Origin of the sequence: Gillisia sp. Hel_I_86 (genome assembly GCF_007827275.1) — a bacterium.
GTDB lineage: Bacteria > Bacteroidota > Bacteroidia > Flavobacteriales > Flavobacteriaceae > Gillisia.
The window spans coordinates 3,059,893-3,080,795 of record NZ_VISE01000001.1; the positions used below are offsets into that span (position 1 = coordinate 3,059,893).

Here is a 20,903-nt window from a genome sequence, read left to right on the forward strand (position 1 = left end):
ATTTAACCAATGGGAGTTATAATTAAGCAGTCTTTTAAAAACATGATCACCACCTATTTTGGGTTTGGGATCGGGGCGATAAATACGCTCTTTTTGTTCACCTATTTTTTGGAAAAGGAATATTATGGACTTGTTAGCTTCTTGCTGTCTGCAGCCAACTTGGTTTGGCCATTTATGGCTTTTGGAGTTCACAATACCCTTGTAAAATTTTACACCTCCTATAAAACAAAAGAAGAAAAGGATAAATTATTAAACCTGATACTACTTTTACCTGGTGGAGTTTCAATTTTATTGGGTCTTATAGGAGTTTTTAGCTATAAATGGTTGTTGGCGTACTTTGAAGCGGGTAACCAGCTCGTACAGCCTTATATCTGGCTTATCTTTATCATAGCCTTTGCAACTGCCTATTTCGAAGTTTTCTTCGCTTGGTCAAAAATTAACTATCAGAGCGTATTTGGTAATTTTATGAAAGAAGTATTTCATAGGCTTTGCATCACTCTGTTATTATTCTTGGTTTACTTCTCAATAATTACAGTGGAATATTTTATATATGCTATGGTTTTGGTATTCGTATTAAGGGCGATTTCGATGCAAGTCTATGCTTTCTCTTTATACAAGCCGAAATTTAATTTCTCACTTCCAAATAATTTAATTACAGTTTTGAAGTATTCAGCCCTTATTTTAATTGCGGGATCTGTGGCAACAATTTTACTGGATCTGGACAAGGTGATGATTGAACATTACCTACCAATTGAAAATGTGGCGATTTACGGAATTGCAGTTTATATTGCTACGGTGATTTCGGTGCCCCAAAAGGCGATGCATCAAATTATTCATCCGCTTACAGCAAGTTTGTTAAATAATAACGATAAAAAGTCATTGGAAAATTTATACAAGCGAAGTTCATTGACCTTGTTGGTTATAAGTGCAATAATTTTTGTGCTGATCATTGTAAATATCAATCAGCTTTATTTATTGATTCCCCAGGAATATCAAATAAGCACGGTGATTATTTTGCTTTTGGCGGTTGTGAAGTTGTTTGATAATATGCTGGGCAATAATAACAGTATTCTCTTTAATTCCGATTATTACAGATTGGTGCTTGTATTTGGAATTATACTCTCGATTGTTGCATTTGTTTTTAACCTGCTTCTAATCCCGGCATATGGAATTCTTGGTGCTGCAATTGCCAGTTTTTTGGCTTTTTCAGTTTATAATGTTTCAAAATTATTGATTGTTCTCAATAAATTTAAGATGCAACCTTTTACCTTAAAAACAGTTTATATCCTGTTGTTTACAGCAGTCTTAACTGCCACCTTCTACTTTTGGGAATTTCAATTCCATCCAATCATAAATATCATTCTGAAATCTATATCAGTAACCGCTATTTATGGATTTGTGGCGCTTAGATTTGGTTTTTCTGAAGATATAAATCGGTTGGTAAGAAAATATATAGGTAATAAGTAAGAATATATGCGTGTGCAAATTTCATCTAAAAGGTTCCTGATGCGCTCATCATTCAGTGCCGCATCGGTTTAACATTTTTTGTCATTCTGAACGTAGCGAAGAATCTCAATGAAGTTATTGGTTTTTCCCTGAGATTCCTCCTTTGTCGAAATAACAATGTACGCAGCCCTGTCATCCTGAAGGGAGCGTAGCGCACTGAAGGATCTCAACGGAGTTATTGGTTTCCCTGGGATTCCTCCTTTGTCGGAATGACAATAATATGTCATCCTGAAGGGAGCGTAGCGCACTGAAGGACCTCAACGGAGTTATTGGTTTCCCTGGGATCCCTCCTTCGTCGGAATGACAAATGAGGAACGTCATCCTAAATGAAGCAGCAATTCGTTATAAAAATAGTTCCCGACTCCGCTACCATTGACGTGTTTTTATTTATTTGTGAATCCAAGACCCTGAAACCAGTTCAGGGTAACGATGCGGAATTGTCGTCATGCTGAACTTGTTTCAGCATCCCATCAGCTTATATAAAAAACACGTCAATTTCCTACGCTGGATAATTTTTTATCACGGATCTCGAAATGACCTTTTTTTTAAATATTCGTGAATTCGTGGCATTAAAAAAACACTTCGATATAATAGGGATTCCTCCTTTGTCGGAATGACAATAATATGTCATCCTGAAGGGAGCGTAGCGCAGTGAAGAATCTCAATGAAGTTATTGGTTTTTCCCTGAGATTCCTCCTTTGTCGAAATAACAATGTACGCAGCCCTGTCATCCTGAAGGGAGCGTAGCGCACTGAAGGACCTCAACGGAGTTATTGGTTTCCCTGGGATCCCTCCTAGCGTCGGGATGACAAATGAGAGAAATGTCGTTCTAAATGAAGCAGCAATTCGTTATAAAAATAGTTCCCGACTCCGCTACCATTGACGTGTTTTTATTTATTTGTGAATCCAAGACCCTGAAACCAGTTCAGGGTGACGATGGGGAATTGTCGTCATGCTGAACCTGTTTCAGCATCCCATCAGCTTATATAAAGAACACGTCAATTTCCTACGCTGGATAATTTTTTATCACGGATCTCGAAATGACCTTTTTTTTAAAATATTCGTGAATTCGTGGCATTAAAAAAGCACTTCAAGAAATATAATTTCCCCTTTGTTGGAATGACAAAGAAAGTCAAATGTCATTCTGAACATAGTGAAGAATCTCAAAGGAATAGAAATTTTCTATTTAAAATCCTTCCTTACCTTGAGAGGATATTTGGATTGAAAAAGCCCTCAATGAGGGCAAAACGAAAATCCCCACGACATTTTTCAATATCCGTAGGGATTTTCTAACTAACCAACCAAAAAATTTAAACTTATCTTTTTCTTACAGAACTTCGTGCATCATCACCGGAAGAAGAAGATCTTCCTGATCTTGAGGTTTGTGCGTCTGTACTCTCTCGAACGCTTTCCTGTCTATTGTTATTTTGTGACTGCCGGGTTGTGGCAGCTCTTGAAGCACTTGAAGTTCTTCCTCTTTGTACCGTAACCGTTCTGTTAGGGGAACTTGTTCGGGTAGCTACAGCGTTGCTTTTTCTAGTTTCAGGAGCGCTATTTACTGTTCGTGAATCCTGCTGTCTACTTGTGGCAACATTCGTACGCCCGTTAGAACTTCTTTGTGTGGAAATAGTTCTTCCTTCATTAATAGTGCTGGTAGCTCTAGTTGCAACACCAGAGGAATTTCTATTGGATCTCACCGCAGCTTCATGTTGCTCATTATTGAAAATTTCTTTCCTGGAAGTACTTCTGGAATTAGAACTTCTTTCCCTCAATTTGTTGCTACTTGCACCTCTACTAGAACGAGCTGAACTATTTCTTGAAGCGGCATAATTATTTCTACTGCTTGCGTCAACCGAAGATCTACCAGATGTAGAACGAATATTTCTTACCTCTGAAGTCCTTCTTCCATTGTTATACGCAACATTACTATTACTTGGTCTATAATAATCTTGTTTGCTCTTATGTTGATAATTATTGCTTTGATAATATGTTACATACTGTGTATAATTAACTCTTATTGGCTCATAATATGCCCTATAAGGCTCATAGTATACAACTCTATAAGAACTGTGGGGCCTTGCATAATATTTATGCCAAGGTTGGTATACATATCTGGAATTATATGCATTTATGTATCCTGAGTAATGTACAGGTCTATGAAAGCTGTTATACCTAATATTTAAACCTCCAATCCTAGAAACATTTCCGTATCTATTATAATCTATAAAGATATTACCAGCTTGGATTATTCTTCCGTAGTAATCGTAATATACAGGCACATTTTCAATTTGAATTACAGCACCATAATCATCATACTGTACATAAGGGTCGTAGTTATAACCTGAATTATAACTGATATTTCCTCTTGGGGGCGAGATCCGACCTGCATTCCTTGAAAATTGCGGATCGTAATAAAAATCGAATTCCCCATTTGGATAAACTGCAAATTCAACGCCGCCTTCAACAAAAATAAACGACTCCCCATAGTTGTTAGATGGAATCGAACTAGAATTATCAGTAGCACCGGCAGAAGCCGACCATCCAACGAAAAGCATCGAAAATAAAAGTGCTATATTTTTCATAGGGGCGATTTTAGGTTAAACAGATTAATTTTAGTTGGTGGTTGATGCTTCAACTATTACAAACTACGTGCCAAAATATGGGTATTTTCCCTTGTGTTATAAATTCAATCAAAATATTAATGGATTTAATCCCTAGTTAAGGGTTTGATCCTCCGAGGCCCATCTCGCAGAGCCAAGAGTGTCGTCGGATAAAAATCTCGGAAATCTGCGAGTAACTAATATTGATAATGATTAGAAGCTGCTAACCAGCTTCCCTAGCTCATTCCATCGGGTGTATTTAAGGGCATGCTTTTGATACTATTTTGGTTAGAACACATTAAAAAAATCATCATATAAATTTCATTGCATTATCAGTTAGCTACAATTAAGTCTTTGTTCTTGTTTCTAATAGCCAAGCGATCTATAATCTTTACCAGATACTAAATGATTGATTTCTATAATTTCCCTTTTAGAAAAGGAGCAGTATAGGACTTCTTATTCTTGGCAATTTCTTCCGGTGTTCCTTCAGCAATTAGATATCCTCCATTTTCTCCACCGTCCAATCCGAGGTCTATGATATGATCGGCACATTTTACCAGATCCATATTGTGCTCTATTACAATTACGGAATGCCCCTTTTCGATAAGCGCATTAAAAGATTTCAATAATTTCTGAATATCATGAAAATGCAAACCGGTAGTTGGTTCATCAAAAATGAAGAGCGCTTTATCCTTGGTTGTTCCCTTAACAAGAAACGAAGCCAATTTTATTCTTTGGGCTTCCCCGCCAGAAAGGGTAGAGCTACTCTGACCCAGTTGCACATATCCTAATCCAACATCCTGCAGAGGCTGCAGCTTTTTAGTGATTTTTGAAATATCGTTGTTAGTAAAGAAGTCAATAGCATCATTAATGGTCATTTTTAGAATGTCATCTATATTTTTGTCTGCAAATTGAACTTCTAATACTTCCTTCTTAAAACGTTTTCCTTTACAAGTTTCACATTCCAGATGAACATCGGCCATAAATTGCATTTCTATGGTCACTTCTCCTTCTCCTTTACAGGTTTCGCATCTTCCTCCATCTACATTAAAAGAAAAGTGTTTTGCCTTAAATCCGCGAATAACAGATAGTTTCTGATTGGCAAAAAGGTTCCTGATATCATCGTAAGCCTTGATATAGGTAACAGGATTGGATCTGGAAGATCTTCCTATAGGATTTTGATCTACAAATTCTATAGATTTGGTGTTTTTATATTCCCCTTCGATATCTGTAAATTGTCCTGCTTTTTCACCATAGCCCCCAATGCTTTTTTGCAATGCAGGATACAGTATTTTTTTAACCAAGGTACTTTTACCACTTCCAGAAACTCCAGTAACAGCAGTAAAGACTCCCAATGGAAATGTTACATCTATATTTTTAAGGTTGTTTTCCCTAGCTCCAATAATTTTCACGAATTGTTTGGAAGTTCTCCTTTTCTTCGGCACTTCAATCCGCATGGTGTTGTTTAAGTATTTAGAGGTCAGTGAATTAGCTTTTAATATATCCTCAAAGGAACCAGTTGCAACCACTTCACCACCATGCGTTCCGGCTTCGGGTCCTATATCAATTATTTCATCGGCTTCGCGCATGATATCCTCATCGTGTTCAACCACAATTACTGTATTCCCTAAATCCCTAAGATTTTTGAGTACTTCTATTAATTTCTTGGTATCTCTTGGATGCAATCCAATAGATGGCTCATCTAGAATATACATGGATCCTACAAGGCTGCTTCCCAGAGAAGTCGCCAAGTTGATGCGTTGCGATTCTCCTCCAGAGAGGGAATTTGACTTTCTATTTAATGTGAGATAATCCAATCCAACATTCGAAAGAAATTGCAGTCGATTATTAATTTCAGCTAAAAGGCGCTTTGCAATTTGGGTATCATACTCATTAAGCTGAAGCCCACTAAAGAATTCCCGAACCTTGTCTATAGGTTTTTCAACAAGATCGGTAATGGTAGCCCCACCAACTTTTACATAATTCACCTCTGGCCTCAGTCTCTTTCCTTTACAAACGCTGCACCTGGTTTTTCCCCTGTACCTGGATAACATTACTCTATTCTGAATCTTATAAGCTTTAGATTCCAGGAATTCGAAAAATGTATTTAATCCTTCAAAATGGGAATTCCCATTCCAGATAAGATCTTTTTGCTCCTGAGTTAATTCGAAATAGGGTTTATGGATTGGGAAATTGAATTTATGTGAATTGTTCACCAATTGATCCCGATACCAACTCATGCTTTCACCTCTCCAGGGAAATATTGCATTTTCGTATACCGACAGGGCTGTATTTGGAACAACAAGATCTTCATCAATTCCTATGACATCCCCATAACCTTCACATTTGGGACAAGCACCATAAGGATTATTAAAACTGAAAAGATGCACATTGGGCTCCAAAAACAAGATTCCATCGAGTTCGAACTTATTGCTGAAATGCCTTAATTTATTATCAGATAGACTTTGAAGGTAGATTTCCCCTTTTCCTTCAAAAAATGCAGCTTGGGTTGCATCAGCCAATCTATTCTGAAAATCTTCATCATCTTTGGTTACAATTCTGTCTACAACCAAGGAAACATCTTCAGCATTTAAATTATCCAGGGTAGTTTCATCTATTCTTACCACATTCTCCTTCACCTTTATTCTGCTATAGCCTTGTTGTAAGAGGACATTCAATTTCTCCTTCAGTATCCTGCCATTTTCTAAATGGATAGGGGAGAGCAGCAGCATTTTTTCGCCTTCAGGAAAGGACTTTACATAATTTATAACATCTGTTACGGTGTCTTTTTTAACTTCATCCCCAGAAACAGGGGAATAGGTTTTGCCTATACGAGCAAATAATAATTTAAAATAATCATAGATCTCTGTAGAAGTGCCAACGGTAGAACGGGGATTCGTTGAATTTACTTTTTGTTCAATAGCGATGGCAGGAGCAATTCCCTTTATATAATCTACTTTTGGCTTGTTCAATCTTCCAAGAAACTGTCTTGCGTAAGAGGATAAACTTTCTACATACCGGCGCTGTCCTTCAGCATACAGCGTATCGAAAGCTAAACTAGATTTCCCGGAACCCGAAAGCCCGGTGATTACCACTAATTTATTTCTCGGTATTACAACATCAATATTTTTTAGATTATGAAGTTTTGCACCTTTGATTATTATGTTTTCTTTGGGGTTAACCTTTGAAATATCTACAGCCATGAAATTATTTTGTCGAAATAAAACGCAAAGGTACTCAATAAGAATCAGTGTAAAAAGTGAACAAATTCTATATGATTTGTTAAATAATCGGCATTTAGTTTGCTTAAGTAAAATATATGTTGCTATATTTGGAGCATCAACGAACATCCCAAAAATCTATTGCCTATTGCATAAAGTTACTTTTGTAAGTTAAAAACCTAACCTGAAGGTATTCTTATATACCCGATAACAAAGTAACTATTATGGATTACATTAAGGCAACTGATGCTGCGCTAGTGCAAGAGTATATTCAAGGAAATGAAAATGCCCTTTCCACTCTAATAAATAGACATCAACAACGTATTTACAGTTTCATCTATTCGAAGGTTTTTGATAAGGATATTTCTGAAGATGTTTTTCAGGATACTTTTATAAAAGTCATCAATACCCTAAAAAGGGGAAAATACAATGAAGAAGGTAAGTTTTTGCCTTGGGTAATGCGTATTGCACATAATTTGGTGATAGATCATTTTAGAAAGAACAAGCGAATGCCCAAGTTTCAGAACACCGGGGATTTTAATATTTTCTCGGTACTTAGCGATGATGATCTAAATATCGAAAAGCAGCTGATTAAAGATCAAATTGAATGCGATGTTCAGGAATTGATCAAAGAGCTTCCAGAAGATCAATTGGAAGTTTTAACGATGCGGATCTATAAAGATATGAGTTTCAAAGAGATTTCAGAGAGTACCGGAGTAAGCATTAATACTGCTTTGGGAAGAATGCGCTATGCCCTAATTAATTTGAGAAAATTAATTGAAAAACATAACCTCATTTTAACAAATTAATTTACAATAAGATTGTTTTAAATACGTTCTTCATTTATACTAACTTAAAGTTAAGCAAATGGAGCACCTTTACACAAAATCTTCGAAAGAAGAACAATTGAACAAATTAAACCCCAAAAAGGAAACCCTTCAGTTTCTTTTAAATTATTCTAAAGCCCTGCGAATCACTAAATACAAGCAGTTGAGCTTCGATACGATCTTAAATTAGCATAAAAAAGGCCTATTTTAAATAGGTCTTTTTTATGCTTTACTCCCAAATACTTTTAAAATTTCTTATGTATATCCAGTTTTGCATCAAGTAAAGCATTTTACCGCCTGGTGTACCCTGTCGCGAGGTATCAGGAGTTTAAGGGTTTTTAACAACTCATTGAGATGCTGGAACAATTCTATTCAAATGTCATCCCGAACTTGAAGGGATCTCTTCTTTTGAGGCAATTCTGCTCCAATGAGATCCTTCAGTACGCTGCGCTCCCTTTAGGATGACATCTTTGTTCATTTGTCAAACTGAGCCTATCGAAGTTTGTGAAAAACCGCATATGCTCTTTTTGATAGTTCTTTGTCATCCCGACGATAGGAGGGATCTCTTATGAAAAAGATTCTGCTTCATTGAGATTTCTCGACTCCGCTCGAAAAGACATTTAAATATTAAGGTTTTCGTTTAAAGATAGCATTGATTTTAAGTCCTCCCCTTTGGGGAGGATTTAGGAGGGGATGACAGTTAGTTGTCAACCTAACCTCCCGATTGCTGGGATCTCTTATGAAAAAGATTCTGCTTCATTGAGATTTCTCGACTCCGCTCGAAAAGACACCTCATTTTCATCCCGATCTCAGGAGGGCTATCTTCTTTTGAGGCAATTCTGCTCCAATGAGATCCTTCAGTACGCTGCGCTCCCTTTAGGATGATATCTTTGTTCATTTGTCAAACTGAGCCTATCGAAGTTTGTGAAAAACCGCATATGCTCTTTTTGATAGTTCTTTGTCATCCCGACGCTAGGAGGGATCTCTTATGAAAAAGATTCTGCTCATTGAGATTTCTCGACTCCGCTCGAAAAGACATTTAAATATTAAGGTTTTCGTTTAAAGATAGCATTGATTTTAAGTCCTCCCCTTTGGGGAGGATTTAGGAGGGGATGACAGTTAGTTGTCAACCTAACCTCCCGATTGCTGGGATCTCTTTTGAAAAAGATTCTGCTTCATTGAGATTTCTCGACTCCGCTCGAAAAGACACCTCATTTTCATCCCGATCTCAGGAGGGCTATCTTCTTTTGAGGCAATTCTGCTACTTTGAGATCCTTCAATACGCTGCGCTCCCTTCAGGATGGCATTTCTGTTAATTTGTCAAACTGAGCCTGTCGAAGTTTGTCACAAATCGCAGGATCTCCTTCTTAAAACAATAGATATATATCTTTTATTTCTTCTTGTAATATTCATCAAGGACTTGCTTTCTCCCAATAGTTTTTGTGATAATGTCTTTTTCTAAATTCCATGCCCTAGCTGGGGAATATTGGCGACCATAATAAATTATTTGAAGATGGAGCTTGTTCCAGAGCGCCCTGGGAAATAATCTTTTTGCATCCTTTTCGGTTTGAACCACATTTTTGCCATTGGTTAAATTCCATCGGTACATCAATCTATGGATATGCGTGTCCACTGGAAATGCCGGGATCCCGAAAGCTTGAGACATCACTACACTCGCGGTCTTATGGCCAACGGCGGGCAAAGACTCCAAAGCCTCAAAGCTCATAGGGACTTCTCCGTTGTATTTATCTATTAGAATATGGGAAAGCCCGTAGATTCCTTTTGCTTTCATTGGAGACAAACCAACAGGCTTTATGATTTCCCGAATTTCTTCCACCGAAAGTTTAATCATCGCATTGGGATTATCTGCCTTTGCAAACAACAATGGAGTAATCTGGTTCACTTTTACATCTGTAGATTGTGCAGACATAAGCACTGCAATCAATAATGTGTAAGGACCTTTATGATCTAAAGGAATAGGAACTTCAGTATAAATTTCATTTAACGTATCTATAACGAACTGCACCTTTTCTTGTTTATTCATAATGCCTAAATTTATGGCTAAAATAAGAATAATGATAAAATTAAAAGTAGGAGATAAGGCTCCGGGATTTTCAGTAAAAGATCAGGATGGAAATGTTATAAAGCTTTCAGATTATTTAGGCAAGAAAGTTGTCCTATTTTTCTATCCAAAAGCCAGCACTCCTGGATGCACGGCAGAGGCGTGTAATTTAAGGGATAATTGGGAACAGTTTCAGGAAAAAGGCTATCAAATTCTGGGTGCAAGTGCCGATAGCGAAAAAAGACAGGCTAATTTCAAAAATAAATATGATTTGCCATTTCCTTTATTGGCCGATGAAGACAAGAAAGTGATTGACGCCTATGGGGTGTGGGGACCAAAGAAATTTATGGGAAAAGAATACGATGGAATTCATAGAACTACGTTTGTCATTGATGAAAAAGGGGTAATCGAGGATATTATTACGAAAGTTAAAACCAAAGACCATACAGCGCAGATATTGTAACTGGTATATTCTGTGATTCTTCTCCTTTGAAATTTCTCGACTCCGCTCGAAATGACATTTAAATATTAAGGTTTTCGTTTAAAAATAGTATTGATTTAAGTCCTCTCCTTTGGGGAGGATTTAGGAGAGGATGATAGTTCTTTGTCATCCAGATGATAGGAGGGATCTCTTTAGAAAAAGATTCTGCTCCATTGAAATTTCTCGACTCCGCTCGAAATGACATTTAAATATTAAGGTTTTTGTTTAAAAATAGCATTGATTTTAAGTCCTCTCCTTTGGGGAGGATTTAGGAGGGGATGACTGTTGGTTGTCATCCCGTCAGGAGGGATCTCAATGTAAAGGATTCTGCTGGGTTGGGATCCTTCAGTACGCTGCGCTCCCTTCAGGATGACATTTTTGTTCATTTGTCAAACTGAGCCTGTCGAAGTTTGTTACAATCACATGATCTCTTTTCAAAGAGTTTCTGCTCCATTGAAATTTCTCGACTCCGCTCGAAATGACATTTAAATATTAAGGTTTTTGTTTAAAAATAGCATTGATTTTAAGTCCTCTCCTTTGGGGAGGATTTAGGAGGGGATGACTGTTGGTTGTCATCCCGTCAGGAGGGATCTCAATGTAAAGGATTCTGCTGGGTTGGGATCCTTCAGTACGCTGCGCTCCCTTCAGGATGACATTTTTGTTCATTTGTCAAACTGAGCCTGTCGAAGTTTGTTACAATCACATGATCTCTTTTCAAAGAGTTTCTGCTCCATTGAAATTTCTCGACTCCGCTCGAAATGACAACCCAAGTCATTTCGAAATGAGCTTTTTGAGCGATTGAGAACTCCCACAATTCAAGATGCAGATTTCTCGACTCCGCTCGAAATGACATTTAAATATTAAGGTTTTTGTTTAAAAATAGCATTGATTTTAAGTCCTCCCCTTCGGGGAGGATTTAGGAGGGGATGACAAGGAGGGATCCCTACTTTACTCTTTGTACAGATTTAATAACTGCTTTCTCCAAACAGTTTTCAATTTCCAACTCGAATTCCCCCATTTCCAGCTCTTCAGAAATGAAATAGACCTTACAGGGTTCTTTTTTAGTGTCACTTTTTCCAAAATCCACGTTTCCGCTTTTTAAGATGGTTGAAACAACAGCAGTGTCCAATTTATGGTTGGCGAAATAGGTAAGTACAGTTTCAGAAAAAACACGCTCTTTATTCCTGATGTTTTTAAGTGTCCTGGCATTTGGAGAGTAATCGCAAGAAGCCTTTTTTCCTCCAAGAAAAAACATTAATATGCCAATTCCCATGATAAGACCCACAGAGAAAAACCCAAGTCTTTGAATAAAATTCATAAATTAAAATATAAGTAAATTGATATCCCGGTAAGAAAGATCAAACCAGTCTGCAATAGATTTGTTGGTTAAAATTCCGTGGTAAAAGTACAATCCATTTCGCAAACCTTTATCATATCTCAAGGTATTTTCAAGACCACCCTGTTCTGCGATATGCAAAAGATAAGGCGTAAAAATATTGCTTATTGAAACTGAAGCAGTTCTGGCATATCGGGATGGAATGTTGGGCACACAATAGTGTATTACTCCGTGTTTCTTAAAGATCGGTTTGTCGTGTGTTGTAATTTCACTTGTTTCCACACAGCCACCCATATCTATACTTACATCAATAATTACAGCGCCATTTTTCATGCTCTGTACCATTGCTTCTGAAATTAGAATAGGAGAGCGGTTCTTGCCCCGAATAGCACCAATTAATACATCGCAACGTTTTAAAGCTTTCGTTAAATTTTTAGGCTGAATGGTAGATGTGTAAAGCGTCCTGCCAATATTTGTTTGGATATTCCTCAATTTGGTAAGGCTGCTATCAAAAACTTTTACATTTGCTCCCAATCCTACGGCAGATCGGGCAGCAAACTCCCCCACGGTTCCCGCTCCCAAAATCACCACTTCTACGGGAGGCACCCCACTGATGTTTCCAAACATCAACCCATTTCCTTCGGTATAGTTGCTCATAATTTCTGAAGCGATCAATACCGAAGCCGTTCCGGCAATCTCGCTTAAAGCCCGTACCGCAGGGTACGATCCATCTTCGTCCCTAATAAATTCGAAGCCCAATGCGGTAATACGTTTGGCAGCCAGTTTTTGGAAATATTCCTTGCACTGGGTCTTTAACTGCAAGGCAGAAATTATGGTGGTTTGAGTATTTATCATTTCCAGTTCCTCGCTGGAAGGGGGCTCTACTTTAAGAATGGTAGGGCAGGAGAATACTTTTTTTGTATCTTTGGTAACCTCGGCACCGGCATCGGAGTAATCCTTATCGCTAAACCGGGCCCATTTTCCGGCATTGGATTCTATGATCACCCGATGCCCGTGTGCGGTAATGGCCGCAACGGCATCTGGAGTTAAACAAACCCTTTTTTCCTGGTACGAAGTTTCCTTTGGGATGCCAATAAACAGCTCGCCTTTATTCTTATAGATTTCCAGGGTTTCTTCCTGCGGAATTAACTGTTCTTTGGTAAATGGAGTTGGTTTTTCTATCATGCCTAAGGTTGTACAAAAGATTCAAATTACAACATTTTTGGGCAATTTAGGAGGTGTTTTTAAATAAAAAATTTCTTGAAACCAACCATCCCCGAGCTAGAGCCGTGGAGGAATTTTTAGTTAAAGTTTTTGGTAGTAATCCTCTGTGGGCTCGGGCCTAAAGTTAAAACCTTTATGTTTTACATCATCGAATTCCTTTTGTTCCCTGGTGGACATCGATTTGGAAAAAATAGTCACATCGGTTTCATTCAATTCACTAAGATCTATCCCGTAGATCCTATCGAAGATTTGTATTCGAACAAGATATACAATAACCAAAATCCCAAAAAAGAATGGAGCTAAATATATCAAACCATCGATATCCATTGGATCTTTAACCTTATAAACATCATCATAAACTGTGCTTATAATTTGATAAACATACATTGAAATAGGGATCAAAATAGAATGATACCACCAATGCTTGCAGGTGAAAAACCAAATTAAAAGAAGGAATAATGGAGTGATTTTGCCAAAATAGGTCCACATAGCGGTCATTACATCTTCATAATACTTACTTTCGTAGGTAAAAAAAGAATTTTCCCAAACGGGACCGCTTGGGAAAATTTCGTATAAATAAAAGATATAAGGTGAAAAAGCTATTGAAAACCCAATTAAACTACCCGTTAGTAGGAATACGGATTTTCGACCTAAGAACGGCTTCTTTTTGAATTGTGTCATTATTACTATTATCGTTTTCTGTAGTTGAAGTTACAAAAAAAGTTGCGCCAAAAATGGCTGCGGCGAATAAGATAGCTTTAATTTTCATAAATTATAGGTTTTAAATGTTGGTTTCGTATTGATTTCTGAAACAAACCTATAATTTTATAAAATGCTTACACTAACCGCATTAATCGTACCTTTGCACCTTTTTTTGAGGCAAAAATAGCCTGTATTTTCAACAATTTTACCTGTCAAAAATAAGCTAAAAATCACCCTCGTTCGCTGAATTACGAAATTTTTAAAATCCCACCTTTTTTGCGGGCTCATTTTGTATTAATTTTCTTACAATACTGTTCACGCAGGTTTCCGACGCCTTGTCGAATTAATTAACAAAACTTTAACGTTCGGGCACCATTGTTTTGGATCAAAACCTCCAATTTTTGAACATCCCCATCCAATAGTTTTTCTATTTTTTGAGGCCATTCAATAAATTTCCAGGTGTCGAGGTTCAAATAATCCTCGATCCCCATGTCCAGGGCTTCCATTTCGTCCTCAATCCTATAAAAATCGAAATGAAAGATCTTTCCTTGATCTGTTTGATATTCGTTAACTAGTGAGAAAGTAGGGCTGGACGCCAAGTCTGGCGCGCCAAGGGCTTTTACAAGCGCTTTGATAAGAGTAGTTTTACCCGCTCCCATGTCCCCATAAAATAACAGCGTTTTGCTATTAACTTCGGAAAGTAATCGCATAGCTATTCTATCAATTTCTGATAGCTCGTAGGTTAACGTCATTCAAAATTAGATTTAAGGCTCTGTAAAGATATGTAATTTATTCTTATCTAGGCAATAAGACCACAAACGGGATGATCATTTCCTCCATGGAAACCCCTCCATGCTGGTAGGTATTTCGAAAATAGTTAACATAATAATTGTAATTGTTTGGGTAGGCAAAAAAGGAGTCGCCTTTTGCAAAAATAAATGAGCTGCTCATATTGATGCTTGGCAAGTGGATTTTCTTGGGGTCTTTTGCTTCCAAAACCTCTTTTTTATCATAGGTAAGGCTCTTTCCAGTCTTATACCTTAGGTTGAGGCTGGTATTTTTATCCCCTATTACTTTAGAAGGGGTCTTTACATTGATGGTTCCATGATCTGTGGTCAAGATCAATTTGAATCCCAATTGTTGTGCTTGCTGAATGATTTCGAGCAAAGGAGAGTTCTTGAACCAACTTTGGGTCAAGGACCTGTAGGATTTATCGTTGGATGCCAATTCCTTGATGACCTCCATTTCGGTTTTGGAATGCGAAAGCATATCTACAAAATTATAGACCACCACCGTTAAATCGTTATCTTTTTGAGTTTTGAAATTTTCTACCAAACGTTTTCCGGCTTTAAGGCTGGTAATTTTATGGTATTCAGATTTTATATCCAACCTCAATCTTTTTAGCTGAGCCTCCAAAAACTCTGCTTCAAACATGTTTTTTCCGCCATCCTCTGTATCGTTTAACCAATATTGAGGGAATTGCTTTTCCATTTCGCTTGGCATCAGGCCACTAAAAATGGCATTTCTCGCGTATTGTGTGGCGGTGGGAAGGATGCTGTAAAATGTGGTTTCCTGGTCTTTTTTATAATAGTGGTTAATGGTGGGTTCGAAGGCCTTCCATTGATCGTACCTCATGTTGTCTATTACTATAAGTATGGTAGGCTGGGTTTTACTGATTTCTGGAACTATCTTTTCCTTGAACAACCTATGGGACATGATGGGGGCATCGGCATTTTCTTCGAACCAATGTGGATAATTTTTATCCACAAACTTGCAAAATTGATTGTTGGCTTCCAGTTTTTGGGACTCCAGGATTTCGAACATCCCGCTATCTTCAATCGTTTCCAATTCCAATTCCCAATAAATTAAACGCTGGTATAGTTCTGCCCAACCTTCAAACGAGTTTATATCGTTCATATCCATGGAAATTTTACGGAATTCCTGCTGATAGTTGGACGTGGTTTTTTCGGTAATCAACCGGGAGTGGTCGAGATTCTTCTTCAAGCTCAATAAAATCTGATTAGGGTTTACAGGTTTTATAAGGTAATCGGCTATTTTAGAGCCAATAGCTTCTTCCATGATATATTCTTCTTCACTTTTGGTGATCATCACAATGGGGACGTCGGCACGCTTTTCCTTTATTTCAGATAAGGTTTCCAAGCCGGTTAATCCAGGCATGTTCTCATCCAAAAATACAATGTCAAAATTCTGGGTATCTATTTGTTCTATTGCTTCGGTACCACTTTTACATGTAGTTACTTCGTAATTCTTGGATTCTAAAAAGATGATATGTGGCTTTAGCATGTCGATTTCATCATCTGCCCAAAGTATTTTTATTTTATTCATTTAAATTGAATTTATAAGCGAATACGGTTCTCATATAATTACCGTTATCTGGCTATTAGTTTAGGAGCTGCCCTTTTTGGACATCATATATGTATATTTGTTATAATTGTAAAGAATTTTAAGCTTGGCCAACAAAACAAAACTCAAAATATTTAACGATCCAATTTACGGTTTTATTACTATTCCATCGGAACGGATCTTTAAGATTATTGCACATCCCTACTTTCAAAGATTGCGCCGTATTTCGCAAATGGGAATGTCGTATTTGGTGTACCCGGGAGCTCATCATACTAGATTTCACCATGCATTGGGAGGCTTGCATTTAATGCAGCAGGCAATAGAGATTCTTCGGTTTAAGGGGGTTGAGATCAATAAAGAGGAAGAAGAAGCTTTGCAAATAGCTATTTTGTTGCATGATATTGGGCATGGACCTTTCTCCCATGCAATGGAGCATAGTATTGTAGAAGGGGTTTCGCATGAGTGTATTTCGCTCTTGTTTATGGAGGAAATGAATGCTGAATTTAACCAAAGTTTAACTTTGGCAATTGAAATTTTTAAAGGTAGCTATTCCAGAAAGTTCATGAATCAGTTAGTATCCAGTCAATTGGATATGGATAGGTTGGATTATCTAAAAAGGGATAGTTTTTATACGGGAGTGCCCGAAGGGAACATAAATAGCGAACGTATAATCACTATGCTCAATGTGGTGGACGATCACTTGGTTATCGAGGAAAAGGGGATTTATTCTGTAGAGAAGTTTTTGGTGGCAAGAAGGCTTATGTACTGGCAGGTCTATCTCCATAAAACCGGGGTTGCCGCGGAACAACTCCTGATAAGGGTATTAAAAAGAGCGAAAGAATTGATCGATCTTGGAGAAAACCTGGCTGGTAGCCCCGCCCTGGCTTTTTTCTTACATAATAAAGTAACTATAGATAAGTTCGATTCAGATACCTTAGGAACATTTGCAAAACTGGATGACTACGATATTGTTTCAGCAATGAAAGAATGGATGGAACATGAAGATTTTGTACTCAGCAATTTATGTAAGATGTTGTTGAATAGGGATCTGCTAAAAGTGAAATTGAAAAAGAAAAAGATCGATCCAGGGAAACTCAAGAAGTATGCACTGCCACTTCAGAAGAAATATAATATAACCGAAGAGGAAGCAAGTTATTTCGTGTTTAGTGGGGAGATTTCCAATGTGGCCTATTCCAGCGAGAATGATAATATTCAGATATTGCATAGAAATGGCAAAATCAGTGATGTGGCGAAGGCTTCAGACCAATTAAACCTGGTCGCGCTGTCCACAGAAGTCACTAAATATTATATCTGTTATCCTAAGACCATACATTAACAATTTTTTTTACTTTTGCCAGAATGAAATTTACTGCAGCACAAATAGCCGAGTTATTAAATGGTACTGTCGAGGGGGATCCGGAAGCAGAAGTGGATAAGTTGGCAAAAATTGAAGAAGGTACCGAAGGTTCGCTAACATTTTTAAGCAACCCTAAGTATACCTCTTATATCTATTCTACTAATGCAACTATAGCCATAGTTAGTGATGATTTCAGCATAGATCAAGAAATCGATACTACATTGATCAGGGTTAAAGACCCTTATAAAGCATTTTCTACCTTGCTCGAGTATTACAATCAGGTGAAATTGACTAAAATTGGGGTAGAGCAACCTCATTTTATTGCTGAATCTGCAACTTATGGTGAGAATATTTACTTAGGAGCTTTTTCATATATAGGTGAAAACGTGAAAATTGGAAACGATGTAAAAATATTTCCCAACACTTATATAGGTGATAATGTTGTTATTGGAAATAATACTGTTATTTTTCCGGGAGTTAAGATCTATTCTGAAACTATTATAGGAAAATTTTGTGTGATCCATGCGGGGGTTGTGATGGGAGCCGATGGTTTTGGTTTTAGCCCCAGTGATAATGGAGAGTACAATAAGGTGCCTCAAATAGGAAATGTTATTGTAGAAGATAATGTGGACATTGGAGCAGGAACAACCATAGATAGGGCAACTTTAGGTTCTACTATAATTAGAAAAGGTGTGAAGCTGGATAACCAAATACAGATTGCGCATAACGTGGAAATTGGAAATGATACTGCGATTGCGGCACAAACGGGGATTGCTGGTTCCACGAAAATTGGCAAGAATTGTTTGATTGGTGGGCAAGTTGGATTTGCAGGCCATTTAACAATTGGGGACAGAGTAAAAATCCAGGCACAGTCTGGAATTGGAAGAAATATTGGCGACGATGAAATTGTACAGGGCTCGCCCGCATTTGGATATGGAGATTTCAACAAGTCGTATGTCCACTTTAAGAACCTTCCCAAAATAGTTAATAGATTGAATAAAATAGAAAAAAAAATATAGCATGGCTGAAATCATTTCAAAACAGCAAACTATAAAGAATGAGATCTCTCTAAAAGGAGTTGGACTTCATACTGGAAAAGAAGTAACCCTTACTTTTAAACCTGCCCCTGAAAACACGGGCTATGTTTTTAAAAGAATGGATTTGGATAACCAACCAACCATCGATGCAGATGTTATTTATGTGGTAAATACACAGCGCGGCACCAATCTTGAAAAAGATGGAATAACTATCCAAACTTCAGAGCATGTGCTTGCTGCTTGTGTAGGCCTGGAAATAGATAATATTATTATAGAGCTCGATGCATCTGAACCTCCAATCATGGATGGTTCTTCCAAATTTTTTGTTGAAGCTTTGGAAGAAGCAGGAATAATTGCTCAGGAATCTGATCGGGACGAATTTATTGTAAGTGAAGTTATTTCTTATAAGGACGAAGCTACTGGCAGTGAATTGATTGTAATGCCATCAGATACGTATCAGGTGACCACTATGGTAGATTTTGGCACCAAAGTCCTAGGCACCCAAAATGCTTCTCTAAATAAATTGTCCGATTTTAAATCGGAGATTGCAGATGCACGTACGTTCAGTTTTTTACATGAAATTGAAACATTATTGGAGCATGGCCTTATTAAGGGAGGTGATCTAAATAATGCCATTGTTTATGTAGATAAAGAATTGAGCCCGGAAACCATGTCCAAACTAAGGGATGCCTTTAAAAAGGACAATATCTCTGTAAAACCCAATGGAATCCTGGATAACCTTACTTTGCACTATCCAAATGAAGCAGCAAGACATAAATTGTTGGATGTGCTTGGGGATCTGGCTTTAATTGGAACCCGTATCCGGGGAAAGGTGATTGCTACCAAACCCGGTCATGAAGTCAATACCCAGTTCGCCAAGAAATTATCGAAGATAATAAAGACCGAACGCAGGAACAATGTACCTAAAATAGATTTTGACAAGGCTCCTTTGATGGATGTTAACGATATCATGAATATTTTGCCGCATCGTCCGCCATTTTTGTTGGTGGACAAAATTTATTCCCTTTCCCCAACTTGTGTCATTGGGATGAAAAACGTTACGATGAACGAGCCATTTTTTGTTGGACATTTTCCGGGGAAACCGGTGATGCCAGGAGTTTTACAAGTGGAGGCAATGGCGCAAACAGGTGGGATCCTGGCGTTGAAATCTGTTCCCGACCCAGAAAACTATCTTACATTTTTCATGAAAATAGATAATGTAAAATTTAAACAGCAAGTGGTCCCTGGAGATACATTGATCTTTAAACTAGAACTATTGGCGCCAATAAGAAGAGGAATTTGCCAAATGCAGGGATATGCCTATGTAAACGGTAAATTAGTAACAGAAGCTATATTGATGGCTCAAATCGTAAAAAACAAATAAGTCAGTATGAATCAGCCTTTAGCTTATGTACATCCTGGAGCAAAAATCGCAAAAAATGTGGTGATAGAGCCTTTTACCACCATTCATAATAATGTGGTGATAGGGGAAGGTACCTGGATAGGTTCTAACGTAACTATTATGGAAGGTGCCAGGATCGGGAAAAATTGCAGCATTTTTCCAGGAGCAGTAATTTCCGCAGTACCACAGGACAAGAAATTCAATGACGAGGAAACCACAACCGAAATAGGGGACAATACAACTATTCGGGAATGTGTGACCATAAACCGTGGAACTTCAGATAGAATGAAAACCGTGATTGGTAAGAACTGTTGGATTATGGCTTATTGCCACATTGCGCATGACTGTGTGGTAGGGGATAATTGCGTTTTTTCCAATAACAGTACATTAGCGGGACATATTAATGTTGGGGACTATGTGATTTTAGCAGGAATGGCTGCTATACAGCAATATTGTAGCATTGGAAACCATGCTTTTGTAACTGGTGGATCTATGGTTAGAAAAGATGTGCCGCCTTTCGTGAAGGCAGGACGGGAACCACTTTCTTATGTAGGTATAAATTCCATAGGTCTAAGGCGCCGTGGTTTTAATGTTGAAAAGATTAGGGAGATACAAGATATCTACAGGATCTTGTATCAAAAAAATTATAACAATTCTCAGGCAGTTGCCATAATTGAAGCAGAGATGCAAGCAACGGCGGAGCGTGATGAGATCTTGGAATTTATCAAGAACTCCCAACGTGGAATTATGAAAGGATATTTTAGTTCATCAAATTAAATTAAAA

General features: G+C 37.7%; 16 protein-coding genes. 8 read left to right on the forward strand and 8 right to left on the reverse strand.

Annotated elements, in window-relative coordinates; genetic code table 11:
• Window positions 1–9: 9 nt before the first annotated feature.
• Window positions 10–1,467, forward strand: coding sequence for a lipopolysaccharide biosynthesis protein (locus JM83_RS13800; protein ID WP_144962754.1), 1,458 nt, complete (start codon window positions 10–12; stop codon window positions 1,465–1,467).
• Window positions 1,468–2,822: 1,355 nt separating this feature from the next.
• On the opposite strand, the gene JM83_RS13805 is transcribed toward JM83_RS13800, so the two are convergent.
• Both JM83_RS13805 and uvrA read right to left on the reverse strand, forming a co-directional pair.
• Window positions 2,823–4,088, reverse strand: coding sequence for a hypothetical protein (locus JM83_RS13805; RefSeq protein WP_144962755.1), 1,266 nt, complete (start codon window positions 4,086–4,088; stop codon window positions 2,823–2,825).
• 434 nt (window positions 4,089–4,522) lie between these two features.
• Window positions 4,523–7,309 carry an excinuclease ABC subunit UvrA gene (gene uvrA / locus JM83_RS13810; RefSeq protein WP_144962756.1) on the reverse strand — a complete coding sequence of 929 codons (2,787 nt, stop codon included), beginning with the start codon at window positions 7,307–7,309 and terminating at the stop codon, window positions 4,523–4,525.
• Window positions 7,310–7,551: 242 nt separating this feature from the next.
• On the opposite strand from uvrA, the gene JM83_RS13815 reads away from it, so the two are divergent.
• Both JM83_RS13815 and JM83_RS19185 read left to right on the forward strand, forming a co-directional pair.
• Window positions 7,552–8,136: an RNA polymerase sigma factor gene (locus tag JM83_RS13815; protein ID WP_144962757.1), complete on the forward strand. Its 585-nt coding sequence runs from the start codon at window positions 7,552–7,554 to the stop codon at window positions 8,134–8,136.
• Window positions 8,137–8,194: 58 nt separating this feature from the next.
• Window positions 8,195–8,344 carry a hypothetical protein gene (locus tag JM83_RS19185; RefSeq protein WP_186435002.1) on the forward strand — a complete coding sequence of 50 codons (150 nt, stop codon included), beginning with the start codon at window positions 8,195–8,197 and terminating at the stop codon, window positions 8,342–8,344.
• A 1,200-nt stretch (window positions 8,345–9,544) separates the two neighbouring features.
• Here the strand turns inward: JM83_RS19185 and nth are convergent.
• Entirely contained in the window at window positions 9,545–10,198 is a 654-nt protein-coding gene (nth, locus tag JM83_RS13820; protein ID WP_144962758.1) for an endonuclease III domain-containing protein, read from the reverse strand.
• 31 nt (window positions 10,199–10,229) lie between these two features.
• Here nth and bcp point away from each other — a divergent pair, with 31 nt between their 5' ends.
• A complete protein-coding gene (gene bcp / locus JM83_RS13825; protein WP_144962759.1) occupies window positions 10,230–10,679 on the forward strand; it encodes a thioredoxin-dependent thiol peroxidase in 450 nt (149 codons plus the stop codon).
• Window positions 10,680–11,640: 961 nt separating this feature from the next.
• On the opposite strand, the gene JM83_RS13830 is transcribed toward bcp, so the two are convergent.
• The 5 genes from JM83_RS13830 to JM83_RS13850 form a co-directional block, all read right to left on the reverse strand.
• The gene (locus JM83_RS13830; RefSeq protein WP_144962760.1) at window positions 11,641–12,015 is read right to left on the reverse strand and encodes a hypothetical protein; all 375 of its coding nucleotides are present in this window, start codon (window positions 12,013–12,015) and stop codon (window positions 11,641–11,643) included.
• A gap of 3 nt (window positions 12,016–12,018) precedes the next feature.
• The gene (locus tag JM83_RS13835) at window positions 12,019–13,218 is read right to left on the reverse strand and encodes an alanine dehydrogenase (protein ID WP_144962761.1); all 1,200 of its coding nucleotides are present in this window, start codon (window positions 13,216–13,218) and stop codon (window positions 12,019–12,021) included.
• 120 nt (window positions 13,219–13,338) lie between these two features.
• Window positions 13,339–13,938, reverse strand: a complete 600-nt coding sequence (locus tag JM83_RS13840) for a hypothetical protein (protein WP_144962762.1) — start codon at window positions 13,936–13,938, stop codon at window positions 13,339–13,341.
• Window positions 13,939–14,306: 368 nt separating this feature from the next.
• Complete coding sequence (tsaE, locus tag JM83_RS13845; protein ID WP_144962763.1) at window positions 14,307–14,711, reverse strand: tRNA (adenosine(37)-N6)-threonylcarbamoyltransferase complex ATPase subunit type 1 TsaE; 405 nt, start codon at window positions 14,709–14,711, stop codon at window positions 14,307–14,309.
• A 43-nt stretch (window positions 14,712–14,754) separates the two neighbouring features.
• Window positions 14,755–16,305: a bifunctional response regulator/alkaline phosphatase family protein gene (locus tag JM83_RS13850; RefSeq protein ID WP_144962764.1), complete on the reverse strand. Its 1,551-nt coding sequence runs from the start codon at window positions 16,303–16,305 to the stop codon at window positions 14,755–14,757.
• A gap of 124 nt (window positions 16,306–16,429) precedes the next feature.
• Between JM83_RS13850 and JM83_RS13855 the strand changes: the two genes are divergently transcribed.
• From JM83_RS13855 to lpxA, 4 genes are read left to right on the forward strand one after another with little or no spacing between them, the layout of a single operon-like run.
• A complete protein-coding gene (locus tag JM83_RS13855; protein WP_144962765.1) occupies window positions 16,430–17,659 on the forward strand; it encodes an HD domain-containing protein in 1,230 nt (409 codons plus the stop codon).
• Window positions 17,660–17,682: 23 nt separating this feature from the next.
• Window positions 17,683–18,699: a UDP-3-O-(3-hydroxymyristoyl)glucosamine N-acyltransferase gene (lpxD, locus tag JM83_RS13860; protein ID WP_144962766.1), complete on the forward strand. Its 1,017-nt coding sequence runs from the start codon at window positions 17,683–17,685 to the stop codon at window positions 18,697–18,699.
• A gap of 1 nt (window position 18,700) precedes the next feature.
• On the forward strand, window positions 18,701–20,101 hold the full coding sequence (locus JM83_RS13865; protein ID WP_144962767.1) for a bifunctional UDP-3-O-[3-hydroxymyristoyl] N-acetylglucosamine deacetylase/3-hydroxyacyl-ACP dehydratase: 1,401 nt from the start codon (window positions 18,701–18,703) through the stop codon (window positions 20,099–20,101).
• Window positions 20,102–20,107: 6 nt separating this feature from the next.
• Window positions 20,108–20,896, forward strand: coding sequence for an acyl-ACP--UDP-N-acetylglucosamine O-acyltransferase (lpxA, locus tag JM83_RS13870; protein ID WP_144962768.1), 789 nt, complete (start codon window positions 20,108–20,110; stop codon window positions 20,894–20,896).
• Window positions 20,897–20,903: the final 7 nt, after the last annotated feature.

Excerpts from the sequence above, each read along its gene's own strand:
- JM83_RS13800 (WP_144962754.1), top strand. The coding sequence starts at position 10 with ATGGGAGTTATAATTAAGCAGTCTTTTAAAAACATGATCACCACCTAT.
- lpxD (WP_144962766.1), top strand. The coding sequence starts at position 17,683 with ATGAAATTTACTGCAGCACAAATAGCCGAGTTATTAAATGGTACTGTC.
- tsaE (WP_144962763.1), bottom strand. The coding sequence starts at position 14,711 with ATGACGTTAACCTACGAGCTATCAGAAATTGATAGAATAGCTATGCGA.
- JM83_RS13805 (WP_144962755.1), bottom strand. The coding sequence starts at position 4,088 with ATGAAAAATATAGCACTTTTATTTTCGATGCTTTTCGTTGGATGGTCG.
- JM83_RS13865 (WP_144962767.1), top strand. The coding sequence starts at position 18,701 with ATGGCTGAAATCATTTCAAAACAGCAAACTATAAAGAATGAGATCTCT.
- bcp (WP_144962759.1), top strand. The coding sequence starts at position 10,230 with ATGATAAAATTAAAAGTAGGAGATAAGGCTCCGGGATTTTCAGTAAAA.
- JM83_RS13835 (WP_144962761.1), bottom strand. The coding sequence starts at position 13,218 with ATGATAGAAAAACCAACTCCATTTACCAAAGAACAGTTAATTCCGCAG.
- nth (WP_144962758.1), bottom strand. The coding sequence starts at position 10,198 with ATGAATAAACAAGAAAAGGTGCAGTTCGTTATAGATACGTTAAATGAA.
- JM83_RS13830 (WP_144962760.1), bottom strand. The coding sequence starts at position 12,015 with ATGAATTTTATTCAAAGACTTGGGTTTTTCTCTGTGGGTCTTATCATG.
- lpxA (WP_144962768.1), top strand. The coding sequence starts at position 20,108 with ATGAATCAGCCTTTAGCTTATGTACATCCTGGAGCAAAAATCGCAAAA.
- uvrA (WP_144962756.1), bottom strand. The coding sequence starts at position 7,309 with ATGGCTGTAGATATTTCAAAGGTTAACCCCAAAGAAAACATAATAATC.
- JM83_RS13840 (WP_144962762.1), bottom strand. The coding sequence starts at position 13,938 with ATGACACAATTCAAAAAGAAGCCGTTCTTAGGTCGAAAATCCGTATTC.
- JM83_RS13815 (WP_144962757.1), top strand. The coding sequence starts at position 7,552 with ATGGATTACATTAAGGCAACTGATGCTGCGCTAGTGCAAGAGTATATT.
- JM83_RS13850 (WP_144962764.1), bottom strand. The coding sequence starts at position 16,305 with ATGAATAAAATAAAAATACTTTGGGCAGATGATGAAATCGACATGCTA.
- JM83_RS19185 (WP_186435002.1), top strand. The coding sequence starts at position 8,195 with ATGGAGCACCTTTACACAAAATCTTCGAAAGAAGAACAATTGAACAAA.